General features: G+C 66.4%; 24 protein-coding genes and 1 tRNA gene. 17 read left to right on the top strand and 8 right to left on the bottom strand.

All coding sequences use genetic code 11. The features are described from left to right. The first annotated feature begins 84 nt into the window (after positions 1-84). From hprK to DID98_RS20495, 3 genes are all read left to right on the top strand, one after another. Positions 85-1,053 (top strand): HPr(Ser) kinase/phosphatase, encoded by a 969-nt coding sequence (gene hprK, locus DID98_RS20485; protein ID WP_006483133.1) that lies wholly within the window; start codon positions 85-87, stop codon positions 1,051-1,053. Positions 1,054-1,128: 75 nt separating this feature from the next. After that, a complete protein-coding gene (gene rapZ / locus DID98_RS20490; protein WP_124520748.1) occupies positions 1,129-2,037 on the top strand; it encodes an RNase adapter RapZ in 909 nt (302 codons plus the stop codon). 26 nt (positions 2,038-2,063) lie between these two features. Continuing rightward, complete coding sequence (locus DID98_RS20495; protein WP_124486506.1) at positions 2,064-2,699, top strand: LON peptidase substrate-binding domain-containing protein; 636 nt, start codon at positions 2,064-2,066, stop codon at positions 2,697-2,699. Positions 2,700-2,819: 120 nt separating this feature from the next. On the opposite strand, the gene mutY is transcribed toward DID98_RS20495, so the two are convergent. Together mutY and mutM are read right to left on the bottom strand one after the other, a co-directional pair. Next, positions 2,820-3,926, bottom strand: coding sequence for an A/G-specific adenine glycosylase (gene mutY, locus DID98_RS20500; protein WP_124486507.1), 1,107 nt, complete (start codon positions 3,924-3,926; stop codon positions 2,820-2,822). A 37-nt stretch (positions 3,927-3,963) separates the two neighbouring features. Further along, positions 3,964-4,791 (bottom strand): bifunctional DNA-formamidopyrimidine glycosylase/DNA-(apurinic or apyrimidinic site) lyase, encoded by an 828-nt coding sequence (gene mutM / locus DID98_RS20505; RefSeq protein ID WP_044847468.1) that lies wholly within the window; start codon positions 4,789-4,791, stop codon positions 3,964-3,966. Positions 4,792-4,877: 86 nt separating this feature from the next. Here mutM and DID98_RS20510 point away from each other — a divergent pair, with 86 nt between their 5' ends. From DID98_RS20510 to hisC, 8 genes are all read left to right on the top strand, one after another. Next, a complete protein-coding gene (locus tag DID98_RS20510) occupies positions 4,878-6,701 on the top strand; it encodes a tetratricopeptide repeat protein (protein ID WP_124486508.1) in 1,824 nt (607 codons plus the stop codon). After that, positions 6,701-7,321 carry a lipoprotein insertase outer membrane protein LolB gene (gene lolB, locus DID98_RS20515; protein ID WP_124571314.1) on the top strand — a complete coding sequence of 207 codons (621 nt, stop codon included), beginning with the start codon at positions 6,701-6,703 and terminating at the stop codon, positions 7,319-7,321. Before DID98_RS20510 ends, lolB begins: the two co-directional genes overlap by 1 nt. 27 nt (positions 7,322-7,348) lie before the next feature. Next, a complete protein-coding gene (gene ispE, locus DID98_RS20520) occupies positions 7,349-8,230 on the top strand; it encodes a 4-(cytidine 5'-diphospho)-2-C-methyl-D-erythritol kinase (RefSeq protein WP_124571315.1) in 882 nt (293 codons plus the stop codon). 53 nt (positions 8,231-8,283) lie between these two features. Next, positions 8,284-8,360: transfer RNA gene (locus tag DID98_RS20525), tRNA-Gln, on the top strand. 44 nt (positions 8,361-8,404) lie between these two features. Then, positions 8,405-9,367: a ribose-phosphate pyrophosphokinase gene (locus DID98_RS20530; RefSeq protein ID WP_044847472.1), complete on the top strand. Its 963-nt coding sequence runs from the start codon at positions 8,405-8,407 to the stop codon at positions 9,365-9,367. Positions 9,368-9,529: 162 nt separating this feature from the next. Continuing rightward, positions 9,530-10,138, top strand: coding sequence for a 50S ribosomal protein L25/general stress protein Ctc (locus DID98_RS20535; RefSeq protein WP_044847489.1), 609 nt, complete (start codon positions 9,530-9,532; stop codon positions 10,136-10,138). A 119-nt stretch (positions 10,139-10,257) separates the two neighbouring features. Beyond that, complete coding sequence (pth, locus tag DID98_RS20540; RefSeq protein ID WP_124486511.1) at positions 10,258-10,857, top strand: aminoacyl-tRNA hydrolase; 600 nt, start codon at positions 10,258-10,260, stop codon at positions 10,855-10,857. A 130-nt stretch (positions 10,858-10,987) separates the two neighbouring features. After that, on the top strand, positions 10,988-12,055 hold the full coding sequence (gene hisC, locus DID98_RS20545) for a histidinol-phosphate transaminase (protein ID WP_124486512.1): 1,068 nt from the start codon (positions 10,988-10,990) through the stop codon (positions 12,053-12,055). 94 nt (positions 12,056-12,149) lie between these two features. On the opposite strand, the gene DID98_RS20550 is transcribed toward hisC, so the two are convergent. The 3 genes from DID98_RS20550 to rsmD form a co-directional block, all read right to left on the bottom strand. Then, complete coding sequence (locus DID98_RS20550) at positions 12,150-12,416, bottom strand: YfhL family 4Fe-4S dicluster ferredoxin (protein WP_124486513.1); 267 nt, start codon at positions 12,414-12,416, stop codon at positions 12,150-12,152. Between the two features lie 59 nt (positions 12,417-12,475). Continuing rightward, the gene (gene coaD, locus DID98_RS20555; protein ID WP_044847476.1) at positions 12,476-12,973 is read right to left on the bottom strand and encodes a pantetheine-phosphate adenylyltransferase; all 498 of its coding nucleotides are present in this window, start codon (positions 12,971-12,973) and stop codon (positions 12,476-12,478) included. A 111-nt stretch (positions 12,974-13,084) separates the two neighbouring features. Next, positions 13,085-13,699: a 16S rRNA (guanine(966)-N(2))-methyltransferase RsmD gene (gene rsmD, locus DID98_RS20560; protein ID WP_124571316.1), complete on the bottom strand. Its 615-nt coding sequence runs from the start codon at positions 13,697-13,699 to the stop codon at positions 13,085-13,087. Between the two features lie 202 nt (positions 13,700-13,901). On the opposite strand from rsmD, the gene ftsY reads away from it, so the two are divergent. After that, positions 13,902-15,068, top strand: coding sequence for a signal recognition particle-docking protein FtsY (ftsY, locus tag DID98_RS20565; RefSeq protein WP_124486514.1), 1,167 nt, complete (start codon positions 13,902-13,904; stop codon positions 15,066-15,068). Positions 15,069-15,172: 104 nt separating this feature from the next. On the opposite strand, the gene maiA is transcribed toward ftsY, so the two are convergent. Then, positions 15,173-15,817 (bottom strand): maleylacetoacetate isomerase, encoded by a 645-nt coding sequence (gene maiA / locus DID98_RS20570; protein WP_044847479.1) that lies wholly within the window; start codon positions 15,815-15,817, stop codon positions 15,173-15,175. A 197-nt stretch (positions 15,818-16,014) separates the two neighbouring features. Here maiA and ybiB point away from each other — a divergent pair, with 197 nt between their 5' ends. Beyond that, a complete protein-coding gene (gene ybiB / locus DID98_RS20575; RefSeq protein ID WP_124571317.1) occupies positions 16,015-16,989 on the top strand; it encodes a DNA-binding protein YbiB in 975 nt (324 codons plus the stop codon). 394 nt (positions 16,990-17,383) lie between these two features. Next, positions 17,384-19,030 (top strand): 2-isopropylmalate synthase, encoded by a 1,647-nt coding sequence (leuA, locus tag DID98_RS20580; protein WP_124571318.1) that lies wholly within the window; start codon positions 17,384-17,386, stop codon positions 19,028-19,030. 142 nt (positions 19,031-19,172) lie between these two features. Here leuA and DID98_RS20585 read toward each other — a convergent pair whose 3' ends face one another. Both DID98_RS20585 and DID98_RS20590 read right to left on the bottom strand, forming a co-directional pair. After that, positions 19,173-19,556, bottom strand: coding sequence for a nuclear transport factor 2 family protein (locus DID98_RS20585; RefSeq protein WP_057926513.1), 384 nt, complete (start codon positions 19,554-19,556; stop codon positions 19,173-19,175). Between the two features lie 45 nt (positions 19,557-19,601). Continuing rightward, entirely contained in the window at positions 19,602-20,171 is a 570-nt protein-coding gene (locus DID98_RS20590; protein ID WP_124520732.1) for an acyloxyacyl hydrolase, read from the bottom strand. A gap of 361 nt (positions 20,172-20,532) precedes the next feature. Between DID98_RS20590 and rpoH the strand changes: the two genes are divergently transcribed. The 3 genes from rpoH (at position 20,533) to DID98_RS20605 (ending at position 23,644) form a co-directional block, all read left to right on the top strand. Further along, positions 20,533-21,468, top strand: a complete 936-nt coding sequence (rpoH, locus tag DID98_RS20595; RefSeq protein ID WP_124571319.1) for an RNA polymerase sigma factor RpoH — start codon at positions 20,533-20,535, stop codon at positions 21,466-21,468. A 330-nt stretch (positions 21,469-21,798) separates the two neighbouring features. Beyond that, positions 21,799-22,074: a cytochrome oxidase putative small subunit CydP gene (gene cydP, locus DID98_RS20600; protein ID WP_124486518.1), complete on the top strand. Its 276-nt coding sequence runs from the start codon at positions 21,799-21,801 to the stop codon at positions 22,072-22,074. Next, the gene (locus DID98_RS20605) at positions 22,064-23,644 is read left to right on the top strand and encodes a cytochrome ubiquinol oxidase subunit I (protein WP_044847486.1); all 1,581 of its coding nucleotides are present in this window, start codon (positions 22,064-22,066) and stop codon (positions 23,642-23,644) included. The genes cydP and DID98_RS20605 overlap by 11 nt, the downstream gene beginning before the upstream one ends. Positions 23,645-23,651: the final 7 nt, after the last annotated feature.

The following is a 23,651-nucleotide window of genomic DNA, read 5'->3' on the forward strand; positions in this document are numbered from 1 at the left end:
CCGACCAGGGCCGCCCGGCGCCGGTCCGGCATGGCGACGCCCGTCGCCGCGCGCATGCACCGGCTCATTGGAGTGACGAGAGTCATGGATACGTCCAGCATCAACGCCCAGAGCATCTTCGACGACAACGCGGCCACGCTGAAACTGAGCTGGCTGACGGGGCATGAAGGCTGGGAGCGCGGTTTTTCGGCCGACACCGTCGGCAACGCGACGTCGAGCGCCGACCTCGTCGGCCACCTGAACCTGATCCACCCGAACCGGATCCAGGTGCTCGGCGAAGCCGAAATCGACTACTACCAGCGGCAGACCGACGAAGACCGTTCGCGCCACATGGCCGAGCTGATCGCGCTCGAACCGCCGTTCCTCGTCGTCGCCGGCGGCGCCGCCGCGCCGCCCGAGCTCGTGCTGCGCTGCACGCGCTCATCCACGCCGCTGTTCACGACGCCGATGTCGGCCGCCGCCGTGATCGACAGCCTGCGGCTCTACATGTCGCGCATCCTCGCGCCGCGCGCGACACTGCACGGCGTGTTCCTCGACATCCTCGGGATGGGCGTGCTGCTCACCGGCGACTCCGGGCTCGGCAAGAGCGAACTCGGCCTCGAACTCATCAGCCGCGGCCACGGCCTCGTCGCCGACGACGCGGTCGACTTCGTCCGACTTGGCCCCGATTTCGTCGAAGGCCGCTGCCCGCCGCTGCTGCAGAACCTACTGGAAGTGCGCGGCCTCGGCCTGCTCGACATCAAGACGATCTTCGGCGAAACCGCGGTGCGCCGGAAAATGAAGCTGAAGCTGATCGTCCAGCTCGTGCGCCGCCCGGACGGCGAATTCCAGCGGCTGCCGCTGGAAAGCCAGACGGTCGACGTGCTCGGTCTGCCGATCAGCAAGGTCACGATCCAGGTCGCGGCCGGCCGCAACCTCGCGGTGCTGGTCGAGGCGGCCGTGCGGAACACGATCCTGCAGTTGCGCGGCATCGACACGTTGCGCGATTTCATGGATCGGCAACGACTCGCGATGCAGGATCCCGACAGCCAGTTCCCCGGCAAGCTCGTGTAACCGCCCCGCGCCGGCCTCGCAGCGCCGACGCGTCGAGCCGGTGCTATGATGAAACGTCAGGATTCTCTGCTTCCCATGCGCATCGTCCTCATCACCGGCATCTCCGGCTCAGGCAAGTCCGTCGCGCTGAACGCGCTCGAAGACGCAGGCTACTACTGCGTCGACAACCTGCCGCCGCACGTGCTCCCCGAACTCGCCCGCTACCTGGCCGACGGCGGCCAGCACCGGCTCGCGGTCGCGATCGATGCGCGTTCGAGCGCATCGCTGGACGAAATGCCCGGCCTGATCCGCTCGCTGTCGCTCGAGCACGATGTCCGCGTGCTGTTCCTCAACGCAAGCACGCAGGCGCTGATCCAGCGCTTCTCCGAAACGCGCCGGCGCCACCCGCTGTCCGGCTCGCCGTCGCACGACGCGAACGTCGGGCTGCTGTCGTCGCTCGAGGAAGCGATCGAGCGCGAACGCGAGCTGGTCGCGCCGCTCGCCGAATTCGGCCACCAGATCGATACGAGCACGCTGCGCGCGAACGTGCTGCGCACGTGGGTCAAGCGCTTCATCGAGCAGAAGAACAACGACCTGATGGTGATGTTCGAGTCATTCGGCTTCAAGCGCGGCGTGCCGCTCGATGCCGACCTGATGTTCGACGTGCGCGCGCTGCCGAACCCGTACTACGACCATGAGCTGCGCCCGCTCACCGGGCTGGACCAGCCGGTCATCGCCTTTCTCGACGCACTGCCGATCGTCCACCAGATGATCGACGACATCCATGCGTTCCTGATGAAATGGCTGCCGCACTTTCGTGAAGACAACCGCAGCTACCTGACCGTCGCCATCGGCTGCACGGGCGGTCAGCATCGCTCGGTGTTCATCGCGGAAACGCTCGCCGCGCGCCTCGCGCACGATGCGAACGTGATCGTGCGGCATCGTGACGCGCCGGTGGATGTCGACGCGTCGTCGCGGCTCGTCACCGAGGTCGAACGACCTTAGCGACACCGCCCTCTCGCCGGCGCGCCATGTCCACCCTATCGACCACCCTGATCGACCTGCCGCTGTTTCCGCTGCATACGGTGCTGTTCCCCGGTGGCTTGCTGCCGCTCAAGGTATTCGAGGCGCGCTATCTCGACATGTCGCGCGCGTGCCTGCGCGACGACGCGCCGTTCGGCGTGTGCCTCCTGAAGAGCGGGCCCGAAGTCGCGCAGGACGGCGCCGTGTCGGTGCCCGAGACGATCGGCTGCATGGCGCGCATCACCGAGTGCGACACCGGCGAATTCGGGATGCTGTACCTGCAGGCGATCGGCACGCAGCGATTCGAGTTGCTGTCGTATCGCGTCGAAAGCAACGGGCTGCTGGTCGGGATCGCGGAGCCGCTGCCCGACGACATCCCGCTCGAAGGCGAACAGGCGCTCGCACAATTCGGCTCGTGCGCCGAGGTGCTCGAGCGCATCATCGAAGCGCTGAAGAAGTCCGAACCGGACAAGATGCCGTTCGGCGAACCGTTCCGCCTCGACGACCCGAGCTGGGTGTCGAACCGACTCGCGGAACTGCTGCCGCTCGACCTGCGCGCACGGCAGAAGCTGATGGAGTTTCCGGATGTCGGCGCGCGGATCGACGCCGTGCACCACGTGCTCGACCGGCACGGCTGGCTGTAAGGCGCGGCCGGCCAGCCGCGTCGCACCGGCGTCGCCGGGCGGATCATCCTGACGGGCGAGCCGACCGCGTCGGCGCGGCACTTCCGTAAGCACGGCCCGCGCCGCGCCCTTTCCCCATCGTTACAGCAGCGACCCGCTCAGCGCATCGAGCAGCTTGCGCACGGGCGCCGGTACGCCGTACGCATCGAGCCCGGCGAGCGGCACCCACGCCGTCTCGGCATCCCGTGCATGCGCGAGCGGAAGGCCGCCGTTCGTCATGTCGCTCAGCCGCGGCTCGATCTCGAGCCGGAAATGCGTGAACGTGTGCGTGAACGGCGCGAGCGGCACCGGGCCGCCGCCGCCGAAGCCACGCGCGAGTTCCGCGAGCGCCGCGTCGCCGTCCGCCTGCGGCAGGCACCACAGGCCGCCCCAGATGCCGGCCGGCGGACGCCGTTCGAGCAGCACGGCGTCGCCGTCGCGCAGCACGAGCATCCAGGTCTTGCGCGTCGGCACGGCCTTCTTCGGCCGCGCGGCCGGCAGTTCGCGCTGGCGGCCCGTGGATTGCGCGACGCAGTCGCCCGCGAACGGGCAGCGCGCGCAATCCGGCTTGCCGCGCACGCACAGCGTCGCGCCGAGATCCATCAGCCCCTGCGTATAGGCACTCACGTCGGCCGCGTTCGCGGCATCCGGCAGCAGCGATTCGGCCAGCGCCCACATGTCGTTCTCGACGCGCTTCTCGCCCGGAAAGCCCTCGACGCCGAACACGCGCGCCAGCACGCGCTTCACGTTGCCGTCGAGGATCGTCGCGCGTGCACCGTATGCGAACGACGCGATCGCCGCGGCCGTCGAACGGCCGATGCCGGGCAGTTCGGCGAGCGCTTCCGGCGTCGACGGGAATACGCCGCCATGCTCGGCGACGACGACCTGCGCGCAACGGTGCAGATTGCGCGCGCGCGAGTAGTAGCCGAGCCCGGCCCACAGCGCCATCACGTCGTCGGACGGCGCGGCCGCGAGCGCGGCGACGTCGGGAAAGCGCTCGAGAAAGCGCGTGTAATACGGGACGACGGTCGAGACCTGCGTCTGCTGCAGCATGATTTCCGACAGCCAGATCCAGTAGGGATCGCGGGTGTTCTGCCACGGCAGGTCGTGGCGGCCGTGCTCGCGCTGCCAGGCGATCAGTCGCGTGGCGAACGTGCGATGCAGCGGCGTGACGGGGAACGGAGCGGGGGCGATGCGGGGCGGCTTCAAGTGTTCGAATCTTCGGAAAAAGGTTGCAACGCGGGGCTCAACGCTGGCAGGTCGGGCAGTAATAAGTCGAACGCTGACCCTGCACGATCTGGCGGATCGGCGTGCCGCAGACGCGGCAAGGCAGCCCCGCACGGTCGTAGACGAAGCAGTCGAGCTGGAAATAGCCGCTTTCGCCGTTGCTGCCGACGAAATCGCGCAGCGTACTGCCGCCGCGCTCGATCGCGTCGGCGAGCGTCGCGCGCACCGCGTCGGCCAGCCGCTCATAGCGCGGCAGCGACACCTTGCCGGCCGCGGTCGTCGGCCGGATGCCCGCGCGAAACAGGCTCTCCGACGCATAGATGTTGCCGACGCCGACGACCATGTCGCCCGCGAGCAGCGCCTGCTTGACCGACACCGTGCGGCCGCGCGTGCGTGCGTGCAGCAGCGCGCCGGTGAACGCCGGCGAGAACGGCTCGACGCCGAGGCTCGCGAGCAGCGGATGCGCATGCACGTCGCCGGCTTCGCGCGGGTGCCACAGCACGGCGCCGAAACGGCGCGGATCGCGGAACCGCAGCACGAATTCGTCGAAGATCCAGTCGATGTGGTCGTGTTTCGCAGCCACCGGCACGCCGGCCGCGGGCAGCACGCGCAGCGTGCCCGTCATCCCGAGATGGACGATGAACCAGCCTGCGTCGACCTCGAACAGCAGATACTTGCCGCGACGCTCGACGGCAAGCACCTCGCGCGCGCGCAACTGCTCGGCGAGCCCCGCCGGCACGGGCCAGCGCAGCATCGCGGTACGGACGTCGACACGCTCGACGCGGCGGCCCGCGACAAAGGGCTCGATGCCCCGGCGCGTGACTTCGACTTCTGGCAACTCTGGCATGTTCTACGGGTCTGAAACTGGATTCACGATCGTGCGTGTATTGTAGCGAGCGCGTTACAATCGGTTGAAACATCGAACGGATTTCCATGACCCTGCCCTCGAAGCTGCTTCTGAAGCGCCCCGCCGCCGAGCGCGGCGTGCGTGCCTTCCCGGTCCGCCGTGCGCTCGGCGCCGCGCTGTTCGCCGCCTGGACCCTCACCGCCATCCCGGCTCACGCGCAGGATCCGGCATCGGACGACGCGGAGCCGCAGGGCGCGTTCGAGCACGTGATGCCGGACGAGCAGAAGAATCTCCCGGGCGTCCCGCTGACGAGCCAGATCGTCTACCAGGTACTGGCCGCCGAAGTCGCGCTTCAGCGCAACCAGCCGGCGCCGGCCTACCAGACCTACCTCGCGCTCGCCCGCGACACGCGCGATCCGCGCATGGCGCAGCGTGCGACCGAGATCGCGCTCGGCGCGCAAAGCCCGGCCGACGCGCTGTCCGCGGCCAATCTCTGGCGCCAGTACGCACCGGATTCGAACCGCGCATCGCAAGTCGACGCCGCGCTGCTGGTGCTCGCCGGCAAGCCGGCCGACGCGCAGCCGATGCTCGCGCGCGAACTGGCCCGCGCGACCGGCGAAACGCGCGGCCCCGCGATCCTCGCGCTGCAGGCGCTGCTGGTGCGCGGCGCGGACCGCGTCGGCGGCCTCGCGGTGCTGAAGGACATGCTGAAGAACGACATGAACCGTCCCGAGGCGCAGCTCGCGATCGCGCGGCAGCAGCTCGCGGTCGACGACAAGGAAGGCGCCGCGCAGTCGCTGAAGCAGGCGCTGCAGATCCGCCCCGACTATCTGCCGGCGGCGCTGATGCTGTCGCAGATGGGGCCTGCCGAGCGCGCAGCCGGCATCACGTCGTTCGAGAAATATGTTCAGCAGAATCCGAAGTCGCGCGATGCGCGCCTCGCACTGTCGCAGCTCTACCTCGCCGACGACCGCCTCGACGACGCGCAGAAGCAGTTCGAGACGATGCGCAAGCTCGACGCGAAGGACCCGACGCCGCTGATGGCGCTCGCGCTGATCAAGATTCAGCAGAAGAAACTCGACGACGCGAACGCATACCTGAAGCAGTACGTGCAGCTCGGCAACAAGCAGCCGAACCTCGACGTCGGCCAGGGCTACATCTACCTCGCGCAGATCTCGATCGAACAGGGCAATGACGCGCAGGCGTCGCAATGGCTCGACAAGGTCGACCAGACGAGCCAGCACTACCTGCCCGCGCAGATCACGCGCGCGCAGCTCCTGCAGAAACAGGGCAAGACCGACGAGGCCCGCAAGGTGCTCGACGACCTGCCGATCAGCGATCCGCGCGATGCGGCCGTGGTCGCACGCACCGACGCGTCGATCCTGTTTACCGCGAAGCGCTATCCGGAAGCCGAGGCGCGACTCGCGCAGGCAGTCCAGGACTTCCCGGACGATCCCGACCTGCGCTACGACTACGCGATGGCCGCCGAGAAGACGGGCCACTACGCGGCAATGGAAAAGCAGCTGCGCGAGCTGATGCGCACGCAGCCCGACAACCCGCAGGCGTACAACGCGCTCGGCTATTCGCTGGCCGATCGCAACCAGCGCCTGCCCGAAGCCAGCAAGCTGATCGACAAGGCGCTGTCGCTCGCGCCGAACGACGCGTACATCATGGACAGCCTCGGCTGGGTGAAGTACCGGATGGGCGACGCGGCCGGCGCGGCGAAGGTGCTGCGGCGCGCGTACGAGCTGCAGCCGAACGCCGAGATCGGCGCGCACCTCGGCGAAGTGCTGTGGAAGAGCGGCGCGCAGGACGACGCGCGCACCGCGTGGCGTGCCGCGCAGAAGCTCGAGCCCGACAACGACACGCTCGTGCAGACGCTCAAGCGCCTGCAGATCAACGGCCTCTGATGCGGATGTTCCCGATGCTTTCCCTGTCTTCCCGCGCGCTGCGCACGCTGGCCGCGGCCGGCGCCGCGCTCGCGCTCGCCGGCTGCGCGAGCACGCCGCCGTCGGCGAATGCGCCGGCGGGCACGGTGCTGCAGACGGCCGCGACGCACGCGTACCACGGCCGTTTCGCGGTGCAGTACAACGATCGCCTCGGCCGACCGCAGAACGTGTACGGCAACTTCGACTGGCAGGAGTACGGCGACGACGTGTCGCTGGAGCTGCGCAGCCCGCTCGGCCAGACGCTCGCGGTCGTGAAATCGACACCGCAGGCCGCGTCGCTCGAACTGCCGAACCGCCAGCCGCAATACGCGACGGACGTCGGCGAGCTGATGCAGAACACGCTCGGCTTCTCGCTGCCGCTGGCGGGCCTGCGCTACTGGCTGCTGCCGACGCCCGCGCCCGCGACGCCCGCGCAGACGGTGCGCGACCCGGCCGACACGACGCACGTCAAGCAGATCCGCCAGGACGGCTGGACGATCGACTATCTCGCCTACGCGGACGCACCGGCCACGGGCGTCAAACGCGTCAACCTCGTGCGCGCGACGCCGCCGCTCGACATCAAGCTCGTGCTCGACCAGTAAGCACGTGAACCTAGCCCCGACATACGCATGACCGATTCGATCCGCTCGCTGCGCAACTGCCTTGCGCCCGCGAAACTCAACCTGTTCCTGCACATCACCGGCCGCCGCCCGAACGGCTATCACGATCTGCAGAGCGTGTTCCAGCTGCTGAACTGGGGCGACACGCTGCATTTCACGCTGCGCGACGACGGTCGCGTCGCACGCGTCACCGACGTGCCGGGCGTGCCCGAGGAAAGCGATCTCGTCGTGCGCGCGGCCAACCTGCTGAAAACGCACACGGGCACCGCGGCCGGCGTCGACATCGAGATCGACAAGCGCCTGCCGATGGGCGCGGGCCTCGGCGGCGGCAGCTCCGATGCGGCAACGACGCTGCTCGCGCTGAACCGTCTGTGGCAACTGAACCTGCCGCGCGCGGAACTCCAGTCGCTCGCGGTGAAACTCGGTGCCGACGTTCCGTTTTTTGTTTTTGGAAAAAATGCGTTCGCAGAGGGTATCGGAGAAGAATTAGCTGAGGTAGAATTGCCGACTCGCTGGTTTTTGGTTGTGACGCCGCGAGTTCATGTCCCCACCGCTGAAATTTTTTCAGACGAGTTGTTGACAAGAGATACAAAGCGAGTCACAATTACAGACTTTCTTGCACAGCAAAACAGCGATGCGGGATGGCCAGATAGCTTCGGCCGGAACGATATGCAGCAAGTTGTGACAAGTAAGTACGCGGAAGTTGCGCAGGTGGTCAAATGGTTGTATAATGTGACCCCCGCGAGGATGACCGGCTCCGGAGCAAGCGTGTTTGCAGCGTTTCATAGCAAGCGCGAGGCAGAAGCGGCGCAAGCCAGGCTGCCCACCGGTTGGAACGGTGCAGTTGCCGAGAGCCTGAACGAGCATCCGCTCTTCGCTTTCGCGTCATGAAGTTTTGCTTTGCCGGATGGCCTACAAGTCCGGTGAAGTTATCAGTTGAGTGTAGGGGAGTCGCCAAGTTGGTCAAGGCACCGGATTTTGATTCCGGCATGCGAGGGTTCGAGTCCTTCCTCCCCTGCCAAAAATTTTCCCGCATTTCCCGCCTAAGCCTGAAGCAGGTGCACGATGAGCAGCCACAGCCATGATGGCTTGATGGTCTTTACTGGCAACGCGAATCCCGCGCTCGCCCAGGAAGTCGTCAATATCCTTGGAATCCCCCTCGGCAAAGCAATGGTCAGCCGTTTCTCCGACGGTGAGATCCAGGTCGAGATCCAGGAAAACGTGCGCGGCAAGGACGTCTTCGTCCTGCAATCCACGTGCGCGCCGGCCAACGACAACCTGATGGAACTGATGATCATGGTCGATGCGCTCAAGCGCGCATCCGCCGGCCGGATCACCGCTGCCATCCCCTACTTCGGCTATGCCCGCCAGGACCGCCGCCCGCGTTCGGCGCGCGTCGCGATCTCGGCGAAGATCGTCGCGAACATGCTGGAAATCGCCGGCGTCGAGCGGATCATCACGATGGATCTGCACGCCGACCAAATTCAAGGCTTCTTCGACATCCCGGTCGACAACATCTACGCAACGCCGATCCTGCTGGGTGACCTGCGCAAGCAGAACTACTCGGATCTGCTCGTCGTGTCGCCGGACGTCGGCGGCGTGGTCCGCGCCCGGGCACTCGCGAAGCAACTCAACTGCGATCTCGCGATCATCGACAAGCGTCGCCCGAAGGCGAACGTCGCCGAAGTGATGAACATCATCGGTGAAGTCGAAGGCCGCACCTGCGTGATCATGGACGACATGGTCGATACGGCCGGCACGCTCTGCAAGGCCGCGCAAGTGCTGAAGGATCGCGGTGCGAAGCAGGTGTTCGCGTACGCGACGCACCCCGTTCTGTCGGGTGGTGCCGCCGAGCGTATCGCCGCATCGGCACTCGACGAGCTGGTCGTCACCGATACGATCCCGCTGTCGGCCGAGTCGCTGTCCTGCTCGAAGATCCGCTCGCTGACGAGCGCGAGCCTGCTGGCAGAAACGTTCTCGCGGATTCGCCGCGGCGACTCGGTGATGTCGCTGTTCGCGGAATCCTGATCGCGGAACGACACGATATAGCATGCGCAGAAAGCGAAGCGGCAACGCTTCGCTTTTTGCACAATCGGACGGGATAGACGAAACCCCGTCCGTTTCATCGGGGGCCGCCATTTCGCCGGCCCCGTTTTACTGCCTGGTCGCGGGCAGCAAATGGAGAATCACATGAAAGTCGTCGCTTTCGAGCGCCAACAGCAAGGTACGGGTGCGAGCCGCCGCCTGCGCAACGCCGGTAAGACCACGGGTATCGTCTACGGTGGCGAAGCAGCCCCGCAAAAGATCGAACTGGATCACAACGCGCTGTGGCACGCCCTGAAGAAGGAAGCCTTCCACTCGTCGATCCTCGACCTGGAAGTCGCTGGCCAGTCGCAACAGGTTCTGCTGCGCGACGTGCAATACCACCCGTTCAAGCAACTCGTGCTGCACGTGGACTTCCAGCGCGTCGACGCGAAGAAGAAGCTGCACACGAAGGTGCCGCTGCACTTCCTGAACGCTGAAGTCAGCCCGGCAGTGAAGCTGTCGAGCGCAATCGTCTCGCACGTCGCGACGGAAATCGAAGTCGAGTGCCTGCCGTCGGCCCTGCCGGAATTCCTCGAAGTCGATCTGTCGAAGATCGAAGCAGGTCAGTCGCTGCACGCGAAGGACATCGCACTGCCGAAGGGCGTGACGCTGGTCGCGCACGTCGACGCGGAAAACCCGGTTGTCGCATCGGCGACGGTCCCGGCTGGTGCCGTGTCGGACGCAGCAGGCGAAGGCGAAACGCCGGCTGCCTAAGCGGCTGCCCACGCGCCATTCGATCCGTTTCACGAAACGGTCGATGCAACCCGCCGCGGCTTGCCCGGCGGGTTTTTCTTTTTCTGCGCCCAGGCGGGCGCTGCCGCCTACGAAACGTCATGATCAAACTGATCGTCGGCCTCGGCAATCCCGGGGCGGAATACACCGCGACGCGCCACAACGCCGGCTTCTGGCTGATCGACCAGCTCGCCCGCGAAGCCGGCGCGACGCTGCGCGACGAGCGCCGCTTTCACGGCTTCTACGCAAAAGCGCGCCTGCACGGCGAGGAAGTCCACCTGCTCGAGCCGCAAACCTACATGAACCGCTCCGGCCAGTCGGTCGTCGCGCTCGCGAATTTCTTCAAGATCCTGCCCGACCAGATCCTCGTCGCCCACGACGAACTCGATCTGCCGCCCGGCACCGTGAAGCTGAAGCTCGGCGGCGGCAGCGGCGGCCACAACGGCCTGAAGGACATCTCCGCGCATCTGTCGTCGCAACAGTACTGGCGCCTGCGCATCGGCATCGGCCATCCGCGCGACCTGATCCCGGAAGGCTCGCGCGCCGGCGCGAAACCCGACGTCGCGAACTTCGTGCTGAAGCCGCCGCGCCGCGAGGAGCAGGACGTGATCGACGCATCGATCGAACGCGCGCTCGCCGTGATGCCGATGGTCGTCAAGGGCGAGCTCGACCGCGCGACGATGCAGCTGCATCGCAATTGAACCCGCGTTGCACCGGTGCGGTGCAATGTGCCGCCCGGTTGCGCCGGGCAGCCCCGCCCTGCCGCGCAATTGCGCACTGCAACGCCCACATGCGGTAATCTGGTCGCTTTTGCCCGTCAGGAGCCAAGCGGTGAGCCGTTACTGGAGCGACGTCGTTCAGCAACTCGTGCCTTACGTGCCGGGCGAACAGCCCGCGCTCGCACACCCCGTCAAGCTGAACACCAACGAGAATCCCTATCCGCCTTCGCCGCGCGTCGTCGCGGCGATCGCACGCGAACTCGGCGATACCGGCGACACGCTGCGCCGCTATCCCGATCCGCTCGCGCGCGCACTGCGCGAGACGGTCGCGGCCCATCACCGCATCAAGCCCGAACAGGTCTTCGTCGGCAACGGCTCCGACGAAGTCCTCGCGCACGCATTCCAGGCCCTGCTCAAGCATGACCGGCCGCTGCGCTTTCCCGACATCTCGTACAGCTTCTACCCGACCTACGCGCGCCTGTATGGCGTAGAGACTGCGATCGTGCCGCTCGCGGACGACTTCTCGATCCGGGTCGAAGACTATCTCGACGACGCGGGCGGCGTGCTGTTCCCGAACCCGAACGCGCCGACCGGGCGCGCGCTGCCGCTCGCGGACATCGAGCGGATCGCGGCCGCGAACCCGTCGTCGGTCGTGCTGATCGACGAGGCGTATGTCGATTTCGGCGCGCAATCCGCGATCGCGCTGATCGACCGCCATCCGAACCTGCTCGTCGTGCACACGACGTCGAAGGCGCGCTCGCTCGCGGGCATGCGCGTCGGCTTCGCGTTTGGCGATGCCGCGTTGATCGACGCACTGAACCGCGTGAAGGACAGCTTCAATTCCTATCCGCTCGACCGGCTCGCGCAGGCCGCGGCGCAGGCGGCATACGAAGATACCGACTATTTCGGCGCGACCTGCCGGCGCGTGATCGACAGCCGCACGCGGCTCACGCACGCGCTCGAGGCGCTCGGTTTCGACGTCGTGCCGTCGGCCGCGAACTTCGTGTTCGCGCGCCATCCCGCGCACGATGCGGGCACGATCGCGGCACAGCTAAAGGATCGGGAAATTTTCGTGCGGCACTTCAGGGCGCCGCGCATCGACCAGCACTTGCGCATCACCGTCGGTACCGACGCCGAATGCGACGCGCTCGTCGCGGCATTGCGCGAGCTGATCGGCTGAAACGGTAGCGGAAGCTGAAACGGAAACGGAACCGGCGCCGAACGGCGCCGGCCGAGGAAATCGTGACGTCGAGACGCGCGACGTCAGCAGGGCGTCACTGCACGTCGTCGCCCTTCGCGGCGGTCAACGCGTGATACTTCGCCATCAACTGCGCGTGCGATTCGTCGTGCTGCGGATCGCGCGGAATGCATTCGACCGGACACACCTGCTGGCACTGCGGCTCGTCGAAATGGCCGACGCACTCGGTGCACTTGTTCGGGTCGATCACGTAGATATCCGGGCCCATCGAAATCGCGCCGTTCGGGCACTCGGGCTCGCACACGTCGCAATTGATGCACTCGTCGGTAATCATCAAAGACATACTGATCTCACTTCTTCAGGCCGGCGGCCGGCTTCACGACGAAACCGGCCGGCCCCGCGTCACGCGGCCGGGCCTCCCATCGCAGTGACTTTCTCGGTCAGCCACTTCTCGACGGACGGGAACACGAACTTGCTGACATCGCCGCCCAACTGCGCGATTTCGCGCACGATCGTCCCCGAGATGAACTGGTACTGATCGGACGGCGTCATGAACATCGTCTCGACGTCGGGCAACAGATAGCGGTTCATCCCCGCCATCTGGAACTCGTATTCGAAATCGGACACGGCACGCAGGCCGCGCACGATCACGCGCGCGTTGTTGATGCGGACGAAATCCTTCAGGAGGCCCGTGAAACTCATGACCTTCACGTTCGGATAATGACCGAGCACCTCGTTCGCAATCGTCAGACGTTCTTCCAGCGAGAAGAACGGCTTCTTCGCGCGGCTGTCGGCGACACCCACCACCAGCGTATCAAAAATGCTCGACGCACGCCGCACGAGGTCTTCGTGCCCGCGCGTCAGCGGATCGAACGTACCGGGATACACGGCGACTACCATGTCGCTCCTCCTGTCATCACGCAAACGGGGTGGCAGCCGTGCGACGCGCACGCCACTGCCGAGATGGGCATGCGTCGCCTTTGCCGCGCGCCGCCTCGTATGGAACGCGCATTATTCATCATTTTCGCGCCGCAGCAAATGATAGTGAACCGCACCTGCCTTGCCGTGCTTCACCACCTGCCAGCCGGCCAGTGCTTCGTGCGCGGCCGGGTCGAGCTCCGCCCCCGTTTCGACGTACAGCGCGCCATCCGGCGAGACGAGCGGCGCCGCCAGCGCGATCGCGCGATCGAGCACGGCCGGCTCGCCGAACGGCGGATCGAGGAACACGACGTCGAACGCGCCCGGGGTCAGCCCGGCCGCGAGCCGCAGCGCGTCGGCTTCCGCGACCTCGACCGAGCGTGCGCCGAGCTTGTCCTTGATCGTGCGCAGCTGCTGCGCCGCGCGCGGGTGGCGCTCGACCATCACGACGCTCGTCGCGCCGCGCGACGCGGCCTCGAAGCCGAGCGCGCCGGTGCCCGCGAACAGGTCGAGGCAGCGCCGGCCTTCGAGATCCTGGCCGAGCCAGTTGAACAGGGTCTCGCGCACGCGATCGGGCGTCGGCCGCAGGCCGTCGAGATCGAGCACGGCGAGCGGCGTGCGTTTCCAGTCACCGCCGATGATGCGGATCGTGTGCGGCTTGCCGCGGCCGGCGGGGGCCGCCGGGCGGCCGGAAGAGGAACGGGACATACGGAATATCGACAACGGAGGGAACGGGTGCGCACGCGGGCGCACCGCCAAACAGGCGCACGTTACCACAGCGGCGGCACCGACTGACGCGAGTGCCTCGCCGCACTGATAAAATGCACGGTTTCGGCCGTCGTGCGCACGCGCGCCGGCCTCTCCGGCGCTCCGCCCTGGCGGCGCCCCGCCCTCTTCCCGACGTCAGACCATGTTCAGCTTCTTCAAACGATTCAAGAAAACGCAGGAGCCCGACTCCGCGGAATCGCAATCAGCCGACGCGCCGCAACCGGACGAGCCGTCCGACGCGCCCGCGCCCGCCCCCGAGCCCCGCCGGGCGGTCGAAGCACCGCAAGCGCCCGCGCAACCGCGACAGGCCGCGCCGGCCGTCGTGATGACGGTCACGCCGACCAACGACGGCAGCGACGAAGTCGTCGAGGCGGTCGAGATCGTGCCGCCGCCGACGCAGGACGCGTCCGCGAAGAAGTCGTGGCTCGCGCGCCTGAAGTCGGGGCTCGCGAAGACGGGCTCGAGCATCACCGGCGTGTTCGTCAACACGAAGATCGACGAGGATCTGTACGAGGAACTCGAAGCCGCGCTGCTGATGTCCGACGCCGGCGTCGACGCGACCGAGTACCTGCTCGGCGCGCTGCGCGAGAAGGTGCGCGCGGGCCGGCTCACCGATCCGCAGCAGGTGAAGGGCGCGCTGCACGACCTGCTCGTCGAACTGCTGACGCCGCTCGAGAAGTCGCTGATGCTCGGTCGCGCGCAACCGCTCGTGATGATGATCACGGGCGTGAACGGCGCGGGCAAGACCACCAGCATCGGCAAGCTCGCGAAGCACCTGCAGAGCTTCGACCAGTCGGTGCTGCTGGCCGCGGGCGACACGTTCCGCGCGGCCGCGCGCGAACAGCTGGCGGTCTGGGGCGAGCGCAACAACGTGACGGTCGTCCAGCAGGAAAGCGGCGATCCGGCCGCGGTGATCTTCGACGCGGTCAGCGCCGCGCGCGCACGCAAGATCGACGTAATGATGGCCGACACGGCCGGCCGCCTGCCGACGCAGCTGCACCTGATGGAAGAGCTGAAGAAGGTGAAGCGCGTGATCTCGAAGGCGCACGACGGCGCGCCGCACGAGGTGCTGCTCGTGATCGACGCGAACACGGGCCAGAACGCGCTCACGCAGGTGAAGGCCTTCGACGATGCGCTCGGCCTCACGGGCCTGATCGTCACGAAGCTCGACGGCACCGCCAAGGGCGGGATCCTCGCCGCGATCGCGCGGCAGCGCCCGGTGCCCGTCTACTTCATCGGCGTCGGCGAGAAGGTCGAGGACCTGCAGCCGTTCAACGCAGTGGAATTCGCGGACGCGCTGCTCGGCTGAACGCCGCCGGCCCGCATCGCACGGGGCGCCTTCGGGCGCCCTTTTTACATGCGCGGCCGGAAGCCGTCAGCCGGAAGCCGGCGGCCCCGCGACGTCGTTCGATGTCATTCGGCGTCGGGCTGCACGCCAGGCTCGGCGGCCTTGAACGCATCGAGCGTCGACGCATGATCGGCGATCCGCTGGATCGTCGGAAAGCGCGTCGTGTCGATCGAGAAACGGTTCGCGTTGAACACCTGCGGCACGATGCAGATATCGGCGAGCGTCGGCGTGTCGCCGAAGCACAGCTTGCCGGTGCGCGGATCGCTCGCGAGGCGCGTCTCGAGCGACGCGAAACCCGCCTCGATCCAGTGCCGGTACCATTCGTTCTTCGCTTCCTCCGGCACCTTCAGCGTGTGCTTCAGGTATTTCAGCACGCGCAGGTTGTTCAGCGGATGGATCTCGCACGCGACCTGCAGCGCGATCGCCCGCACATACGCGCGGTCGACCGGCGCCTTCGGCAGCAGCGCGGGTTCGGGATGCGTTTCCTCGAGATATTCGATGATCGCGAGCGATTGCTGCAGCGTGGCATCGCCGTCGATCAGCGTCGGCACGACGGCATCCGGATTCACCGCGCGATACGCGTCCTTCAGTTGCTCGCCGCCGTCGCGCAGCATGTGCACGGGGACCGTGTCGAACGGCAACTGCTTCAGGTTCAGGGCGATCCGCACGCGGTACGACGCGGAACTGCGGAAATAGCTGTAAAGCTTCATGGGTGTCTCTCTGTTGGTCGTATTCGGCCGGTAACGGCGCCTGCAGCGCACGCACGGCACCGCCGGGAACCCGAGTTTAGCGCGCCGCGCGGCGGTGGCGCGCAGCCGCGCTTGGGCGAGCCGCGCCCATGCGATACTCGGGGCATTCCTTACCGCTTACCGCGCGGCCCGATGCCGGCCGCCCGCCCCACGCCCCGATGACCGCTCCCCACGACTCCGCCGCCTCGCCGTTCCCCTGCGCCCGCTTCATCAAGGAAATCGGCCGCGGCCCGAACGGCGCACGCGCGCTGTCCGCCGAAGACACGTTCGAGCTCTATCGCGCGATGCTCGACGCACGCGTGTCGGACGTCGAACTCGGCGCGATCCTGATCGCGTATCGCCTGAAGGGCGAAAGCGCCGACGAACTGTCCGCGATGCTCGCCGCCGCGCAGGCGTCGTTCGAACCGGTGCACGTGCAGGATGCCGCCTTCCGCCCGGTGTCGATCCCGAGCTACAACGGCGCGCGCAAGCAGCCGAACCTGGTGCCGCTGCTCGCGCTGCTGCTCGCGCGCGAAGGCGTGCCGGTGCTCGTGCACGGCGTCGAACGCGATCCGGGCCGCGTGACGAGCGCGGAGATCTTCTCGGCGCTGTCGATCGCGCCGTCGAAGTCGCACGACGCGATCGAGGACATGCTCGCGGAGCGCCGCGTCGCGTTCGCGCCGATCGACGCGCTGGCGCCGCGCATCGCGCGTCTGCTGGCGCTGCGCGGCGTGCTCGGCGTGCGCAACTCCACGCACACGCTCGTGAAGATCCTGCAGCCGTTCGCGCCGGCCGGGCTGCGGCTCGTCAACTACACGCATCCGCCGTACCGCGACAGCCTCGCAAAACTGTTCCGCGATCATCCGGACGCCGCGCTCGGCGGTGCGCTGCTCGCGCGCGGCACCGAAGGCGAAGCGGTGGCCGACACGCGGCGCCAGGTGCAGGTCGACTGGCTGCACGACGGCATGTGCGACACGCTGATCGAGCCCGAGCGCTCGTCGAGCGACGCACCGCCCGTCGCGCTGCCCGAATCGCGCGACGCGGCGACCACGGCCGCGTGGACGGACGCCGTGCTGCGCGGCGAAGTTCCGGTGCCGGACGCGCTTGCGCGGCAGGTCGACACGATCGTGCGGATCGCCCGGATCGCACCGTGACCGGCATCCCGGGCCGGCGTGCTGTCGCGCCGGCCTTTCAACCGACCATTTGACACGCACCCGCATCCTGGCATAGAGTTGTCGCCATGCGTTCCTTTCCGAACACCCTCCGAATTACCTCCGGCCGCCTAGCGCGGTCGCTATCGCTACGACTAGCCTAAGGCTGTCTTAGCGCCGTGTGCTGTCCGCACGGTCCCTCCCTGCAGTTCCTCGCAGCACCCTTCTCGCAGTTTTTACAACCCGAAGTCGTCAGCATTCGTCCGTCTATCCGTCGGTCGATTCGCGAAGATCATCCGCATCCGCAGCGCGTTTCCGGCGCCACGGTGCGAGGCAGCGCCTACCGTCGCCCATGCCGCCCGTCTTCGCTCGCGACTTGAGACCCGAGGTCCAGAAGATGAAGCGCAACCCGCAAGACAAGTATCGTCCGTTCGAACCCGTCCGCATCAATGGCCGCCGCTGGCCGACCCGCACCATCGAGCGTGCGCCGGTCTGGATGAGCACCGACCTGCGCGACGGCAACCAGTCGCTGATCGAGCCGATGAGCATCGAACAGAAGCTGGAGTTCTTCGACATGCTGGTCGCGATCGGTTTCAAGGAGATCGAAGTCGGGTTTCCGTCGGCGTCGCAGACCGACTTCGATTTCGTCCGCAAGCTGATCGACGAGAAGCGGATCCCCGACGACGTGACGATCGAAGTGCTCGTGCAGTCGCGCGAAGACCTGATCGCGCGCACCTTCGACGCGCTCGACGGCGTGCCGCGCGCGATCGTGCACCTGTACAACGCGATCTGCCCGTCGTTCCGGCGCATCGTGTTCGGGATGTCGAAGGACGACGTGAAGGCGCTCGCGGTCGAGGGCACGCGTCTCATCAAGGAACACGCGGCGGCCCACCCGGACACGCACTGGACCTATCAGTACTCTCCTGAAACCTTCAGCATGACCGAGCTGACGTTCGCGCGCGAAGTATGCGACGCGGTCGCGCAGGCGTGGCGTCCGACCCGCGATCACAAGATGATCGTCAACCTGCCGGCGACCGTCGAAGCCGCGAGCCCGAACGTGTTCGCCGACCAGATCGAGTGGATGGACCGCAACCTCGCGTATCGCGACAGCATCGTGCTGTCCGTGCATCCGCACAACGATCGCGGCACCGCGGTCGCCGCCGCCGAACTCGCGCTGCTCGCGGGCGCCGACCGCATCGAGGGCTGCCTGTTCGGCAACGGCGAGCGCACCGGCAACGTCGACCTCGTCACGCTCGCGCTGAACCTCTATACGCAGGGCATCGACCCGGGCCTCGATTTCTCCGACATCGACGCGGTGCGCCGCGTGGTCGAGCGCTGCAACCAGATTCCGGTGCATCCGCGCCATCCGTACGCGGGCGACCTCGTGTTCACCGCGTTCTCCGGCTCGCACCAGGACGCGATCCGCAAGGGCTTCGCGCAGCAGCGCCCCGACGCGGTGTGGGAAGTGCCGTACCTGCCGATCGACCCGGCCGACCTCGGCCGCAGCTATGACGCGGTGATCCGCGTGAACAGCCAGTCCGGCAAGGGTGGCGCGACGTTCCTGCTCGAACGCGGGATGGGCTTCACGCCGACGCGCCGCGTGCAGATCGAATTCAGCCACGCGGTGCAGACGCTCGCCGACGCATCGGGCGAGGAAGTGACCGGCGACGCGATCTGTGCGCTGTTCGCGCGCGAATTCTTCGAGACCGACGGCCCGGCCGCGCGCCACGGCAACGGGGCGCGCTGGCAGAACCGCGACATCGCGAGCGCGCCGCCGGCCGATGCGACGCCCGAAGACGCCGTGCAGCGCATGGCCGCGGCCTTCGCGACGGCAGCCGGCGCGACGATCGACGTCGCCTCGTGCGAGCACGCGCGCACGACGGACGGCCGGATCGCGGTATCGGTCGGCTGCCGGGTCGGCGACGCGCCGCTGCGGCATGGTGTCGGGGTGCACGACGACGCGGCGAGCGCCGCGCTCGATGCGGTCGTCAGCGCGATCAACCGCTCGGCCTGGCATTGCGCCGACCGCCGTGCGGCGGCCTGACGGCAGGCTTCGCTTCAGGGTTCGAACGTCAGCGAGCGGTGCGTGACCGCCCGTGCGCCGCGCGATCCGCGCCGCACGGGCCAATGAAAAGCGGCCCAGAAGGCCGCTTCGGTCGGGACATGAAAAGGAGCGCCAGGCGCGCTCATGTCTCGGTCGCGCACCGCGTGGCCTGCCACGCGAGCAGGCGCCAGTGGCCCTGCTCATGCGTGTGGACGGCCGTATAGGCGATCGGAAACACCAGCCCGCCGTTGTTCGTTTCCATCTCGATCAACGCGCGCCCGGTGACGACGCAGGTCGCGTCGCCGACGGGCAGCAGGTCCTGCGACTGGATTTCGATCTGGCGATAGCGGCGGCGGCCGGCGACGATGGCGTCGATGAACTGCTGCTTGGTTTCGCGTTTGCCGTTGGTGTGCACGAAGAACACCTTGTCCGACAATTGCGCGTCGAGCGCCTCGCCGTCTCCGTCGACCATCGCCCGGAACCGATCGCGCTCGAGCGCGCGAATCGCATCGACCACCTTCGCCATCGCCTGACTCCTCGGCAACGCGCCCGCCGTGCGCCGGCGTGCGGATCAGAAGTTGTACTGCACGTAGAACTGGTGGAAATTTATACCAGGATTCGGCTCTTTGATACCCGCGTTAGACACATGTTGAAAACGGTAACCGACCTGATACTGTTGCCGTTCTCCGAACTGGGCGCCAACGCCGGCGACGTCCACGAACTGGAACGACGTCGCCAGCGACAGATTGTTGGAGATCGTCGGGGAAGTCAGGAAGCGGATGCCGGCACCGGCCTCGATGAACGGACGCACCTGGCCCGCGCTCTTGATGAAGCGGAACATCGGCTGCGCGCCGAATTCGCCGATGCTGCCATGAACATTGCCGCCCGTATGCCAGTAGCCGGCGTGCCCTTCCACCACGAACGCGAAGTGCCAGCCGCCGATTTCCCACCAGTTCCAGCCCGGATCCCATACGACGCCGAGATCGCCCTTGTCGATCCCGTGGCGATCGGAAAACCCGCCGCCGGCCTGGATTCCCCATCGATCCGCGAACGCGGCACCCGATCCGCCCAGCAGCGACGCCGCCAGCAACGCGTGCAGCGCAAGCCGACTATGGGGCCGGCGATTCTTCTTATTGTTCATCTGACACTCCAACTTTGTGGGTTGAATGGAGCCTTGCCGCAGCGGCCGGGCCCGAGCGAACTGAATGGTATGGTAAAGGACTTTTCGGATCGGCATCGCGAAGCGAAATTGTTTGCTTCCAAAACTACAAAAATCGAAATCGTCTACTGATTACCATCAGAAACAATGGCTTACGGAACTTCCCTCCGCCACCCCGGTCGCAAATTAGACTATCGACTCGACAAGTTCGATAGAAAACTGGGAACTTGGATGCCCCCGTGCCCTCTAAGGAATTAGCACTCGGATTACGGGAGTGCTAAGATGGGCCCCGGAATCTCATCCGAGACCAGGGGTTTGTCCCTGATTCCAAAGGAGTTTTTTAGTGAGCCACGCCCTGACCCTTCCGAATACCCTGAGCCCGACGCCGGCCAAGGCCGAATCGGCAGGCTCGCTGGCGCTCGCGACTCAATCGATGTTGCCGGGCCAGCTTGGCAACATCGACGCGTATATCCAGGCCGTCAACCGGATCCCGCTGCTGAGCGCCGAAGAGGAACGCCAGTACGCGACCGAATTCCGCGAAGACAACAACCTCGACTCGGCACGCCGCCTCGTGCTGTCGCACCTGCGGCTCGTCGTGTCGATCGCGCGCAACTATCTCGGCTACGGCCTGCCGCACGGCGACCTGATCCAGGAAGGCAACATCGGCCTGATGAAGGCGGTGAAGCGTTTCGACCCGGCGCAAAACGTGCGTCTGGTGTCGTACGCGATCCACTGGATCAAGGCCGAGATCCACGAGTACATCCTGCGCAACTGGCGGATGGTGAAGGTCGCGACGACGAAGGCGCAGCGCAAGCTGTTCTTCAACCTGCGCAGCCACAAGAAGAGCATGCAGGCGATGACGCCCGAGGAAATCGACGGCCTCGCGCACGAGCTCAACGTCAAGCGCGAAGACGTGACCGAGATGGAAACGCGCCTGTCGGGCGGCGACATCGCACTCGAGGGCCAAGTGGAAGACGGCGAGGAGTCGTACGCGCCGATCGCCTACCTGGCCGATTCGCACAACGAGCCAACCGCCGTGCTCGCCGCGCGTCAGCGCGACATGCTGCAGACGGACGGCATCGCGCAGGCGCTCGAGGCGCTCGACGCCCGCAGCCGCCGGATCATCGAGGCGCGCTGGCTGAACGTCGACGACGACGGCTCGGGCGGCTCGACGCTGCACGATCTCGCGGCCGAGTTCGGCGTATCGGCGGAACGCATCCGCCAGATCGAAGCGAGCGCCATGAAGAAGATGCGCACCGCACTTGCCGAATACGCCTGAATCCGCAATTTAGAGCGCTTCACCCAAAACCGCTGCCCGCCCGGCAGCGGTTTTTTTTCGTCTGTCGTTTTTAGCCTCGATCGTGTCTGATTAATCGACCTTGTTGATCGGGTATCGGGCGAATTCCGGCCCCTTCCGCATAACCTTGATCTGCCTCAAGTTTCGGCACGCGCTTCGCGACGGTCTGCCGCATCGCCGCACTCGGCATCGGAAAGCCGGCATTTTAAAATTGGCATGTCGGCTCAAAAGGATTAAAACAGCTTAACTGCCGTCATAAATCCGACGTAAAGTCGCCCCAAAACCGATGTAAATCGATTCAGGATAATCACCTTGATCTCGATCAATAAAGCGCCTGCGCCGCGTCCCCCGCAGGCCACAGGCAGCGGCTGGCGCGCACGCATCGCCGCGTGGGCGCGCGGGCCGACCCTCATGCGCGACATCACGCTGGTGCTGATCGTCAAGCTGATCCTCCTGATGTCGCTCAAATACGCATTCTTCAATCATCCGCAGGCCGAGCACATGTCGCTGCCGCCTGCCGTCGTCGCCGAGAAGCTGCTCTCGGTGCCGGCGCCTGCATCTACCGAGGGAGACCACCATGATAAGTAGCGAAGTCGTCGATCTGTCGCGTCTGCAGTTCGGCATCACGGCGCTCTACCACTTCCTGTTCGTGCCGCTGACGCTCGGCCTGTCCTGGCTGCTCGTCATCATGGAAGCCGTCTACGTGATGACCGGCAAACAGGTCTACAAGGACATGACGCAGTTCTGGGGCAAGTTGTTCGGGATCAACTTCGCGATGGGCGTGACGACCGGCATCACGCTCGAGTTCCAGTTCGGCACGAACTGGTCGTACTACTCGCACTATGTCGGCGATATCTTCGGCGTGCCGCTCGCGGTCGAGGGCCTGATGGCGTTCTTCCTCGAATCGACGTTCGTCGGCCTGTTCTTCTTCGGCTGGAACCGCCTGTCGAAGGTCAAGCACCTGATGGTCACGTTCCTCGTCGCACTGGGCTCGAACCTGTCCGCGCTGTGGATCCTCGTCGCGAACGGCTGGATGAACAACCCGGTCGGCGCCGAGTTCAACTACCAGACGATGCGCATGGAGTTGACGAACCTGTTCGACGTGCTGTTCAACCCGGTCGCGCAGGTGAAGTTCGTGCACACCGTGTCGGCCGGCTACGTGACGGCCGCGATGTTCGTGCTCGGCATCTCGTCGTGGTATCTGCTGAAGAAGCGCGACACCGATTTCGCGCTGCGCTCGTTCGCGGTCGCGGCCGGCTTCGGTCTCGCGTCGACGCTTTGCGTGATCGTGCTCGGCGACGAGTCGGGCTATACGACCGGCGAAGTGCAGAAGATGAAGCTCGCCGCGATCGAATCGGAATGGGAAACCCAGCCGGCGCCGGCGTCGTTCACGCTGATCGGCATCCCGAACCAGAAGGAAGAGCGCACCGACTACGCGATCAAGATCCCGTACGCGCTCGGCCTGATCGCGACGCGCTCGATCGACGAGCCGGTGATCGGCCTGCGCGAGCTCGCGAAGCGCAGCGAGGAACACATCCAGAGCGGGATGGTCGCGTACGGCGCATTGCAGAAGATCAAGCAGGGCGACACGAGCGACGCGACCCGCGCATTGTTCGACCAGCACAAGCAGTATCTCGGCTACGGGCTGATGCTCAAGCAGTTCACGCCGAACGTGACCGATGCGACGCCGGATCAGATCAAGGCCGCCGCGAAGAAGACCATTCCGCCGGTCGCGCCCGTGTTCTTCTCGTTCCGGATCATGGTGTTCCTCGGCTTCCTGTTCCTCGCGACCTTCGTCGCCGCGTTCTGGTTCTGCGCGCGCCGCGAGCTGCTGCAGGACAACCGCCGCTGGTTCCTGCGCTATGCGGTGTGGGCGATCCCGCTGCCGTGGCTCGCCGCGGAATTCGGCTGGGTCGTCGCCGAGCTCGGTCGCCAGCCGTGGACGATCGCGGGCATCCTGCCGACGCATCTGTCCGCGTCCAGCCTGACGTCGACGGACCTGTACCTGAGCCTCGCCGGTTTCATCGCGTTCTACACGGCACTGTTCGTCATCGAGATCAAGCTGATGTTCAAGTACGCGCGCCTCGGCCCGTCGTCGCTGCATACCGGCCGCTATCACCACGAACTCGCCGCAGCCGGCGAGCGTGCCGCGGTTTGAGCACGCC

This window comes from Burkholderia sp. Bp8984 (assembly GCF_003853755.1).
Lineage (GTDB): Bacteria > Pseudomonadota > Gammaproteobacteria > Burkholderiales > Burkholderiaceae > Burkholderia.

Excerpts from the sequence above, each read along its gene's own strand:
- pth (WP_124486511.1), top strand. The coding sequence starts at position 10,258 with ATGATCAAACTGATCGTCGGCCTCGGCAATCCCGGGGCGGAATACACC.
- DID98_RS20495 (WP_124486506.1), top strand. The coding sequence starts at position 2,064 with ATGTCCACCCTATCGACCACCCTGATCGACCTGCCGCTGTTTCCGCTG.
- mutM (WP_044847468.1), bottom strand. The coding sequence starts at position 4,791 with ATGCCAGAGTTGCCAGAAGTCGAAGTCACGCGCCGGGGCATCGAGCCC.
- maiA (WP_044847479.1), bottom strand. The coding sequence starts at position 15,817 with ATGAAGCTTTACAGCTATTTCCGCAGTTCCGCGTCGTACCGCGTGCGG.
- DID98_RS20605 (WP_044847486.1), top strand. The coding sequence starts at position 22,064 with ATGATAAGTAGCGAAGTCGTCGATCTGTCGCGTCTGCAGTTCGGCATC.
- rapZ (WP_124520748.1), top strand. The coding sequence starts at position 1,129 with ATGCGCATCGTCCTCATCACCGGCATCTCCGGCTCAGGCAAGTCCGTC.
- lolB (WP_124571314.1), top strand. The coding sequence starts at position 6,701 with ATGCGGATGTTCCCGATGCTTTCCCTGTCTTCCCGCGCGCTGCGCACG.
- coaD (WP_044847476.1), bottom strand. The coding sequence starts at position 12,973 with ATGGTAGTCGCCGTGTATCCCGGTACGTTCGATCCGCTGACGCGCGGG.
- DID98_RS20530 (WP_044847472.1), top strand. The coding sequence starts at position 8,405 with ATGAGCAGCCACAGCCATGATGGCTTGATGGTCTTTACTGGCAACGCG.
- DID98_RS20585 (WP_057926513.1), bottom strand. The coding sequence starts at position 19,556 with ATGGCGAAGGTGGTCGATGCGATTCGCGCGCTCGAGCGCGATCGGTTC.
- leuA (WP_124571318.1), top strand. The coding sequence starts at position 17,384 with ATGAAGCGCAACCCGCAAGACAAGTATCGTCCGTTCGAACCCGTCCGC.
- DID98_RS20590 (WP_124520732.1), bottom strand. The coding sequence starts at position 20,171 with ATGAACAATAAGAAGAATCGCCGGCCCCATAGTCGGCTTGCGCTGCAC.
- hprK (WP_006483133.1), top strand. The coding sequence starts at position 85 with ATGGATACGTCCAGCATCAACGCCCAGAGCATCTTCGACGACAACGCG.
- DID98_RS20510 (WP_124486508.1), top strand. The coding sequence starts at position 4,878 with ATGACCCTGCCCTCGAAGCTGCTTCTGAAGCGCCCCGCCGCCGAGCGC.
- DID98_RS20535 (WP_044847489.1), top strand. The coding sequence starts at position 9,530 with ATGAAAGTCGTCGCTTTCGAGCGCCAACAGCAAGGTACGGGTGCGAGC.
- ybiB (WP_124571317.1), top strand. The coding sequence starts at position 16,015 with ATGACCGCTCCCCACGACTCCGCCGCCTCGCCGTTCCCCTGCGCCCGC.
- ftsY (WP_124486514.1), top strand. The coding sequence starts at position 13,902 with ATGTTCAGCTTCTTCAAACGATTCAAGAAAACGCAGGAGCCCGACTCC.
- rsmD (WP_124571316.1), bottom strand. The coding sequence starts at position 13,699 with ATGTCCCGTTCCTCTTCCGGCCGCCCGGCGGCCCCCGCCGGCCGCGGC.
- DID98_RS20550 (WP_124486513.1), bottom strand. The coding sequence starts at position 12,416 with ATGTCTTTGATGATTACCGACGAGTGCATCAATTGCGACGTGTGCGAG.
- ispE (WP_124571315.1), top strand. The coding sequence starts at position 7,349 with ATGACCGATTCGATCCGCTCGCTGCGCAACTGCCTTGCGCCCGCGAAA.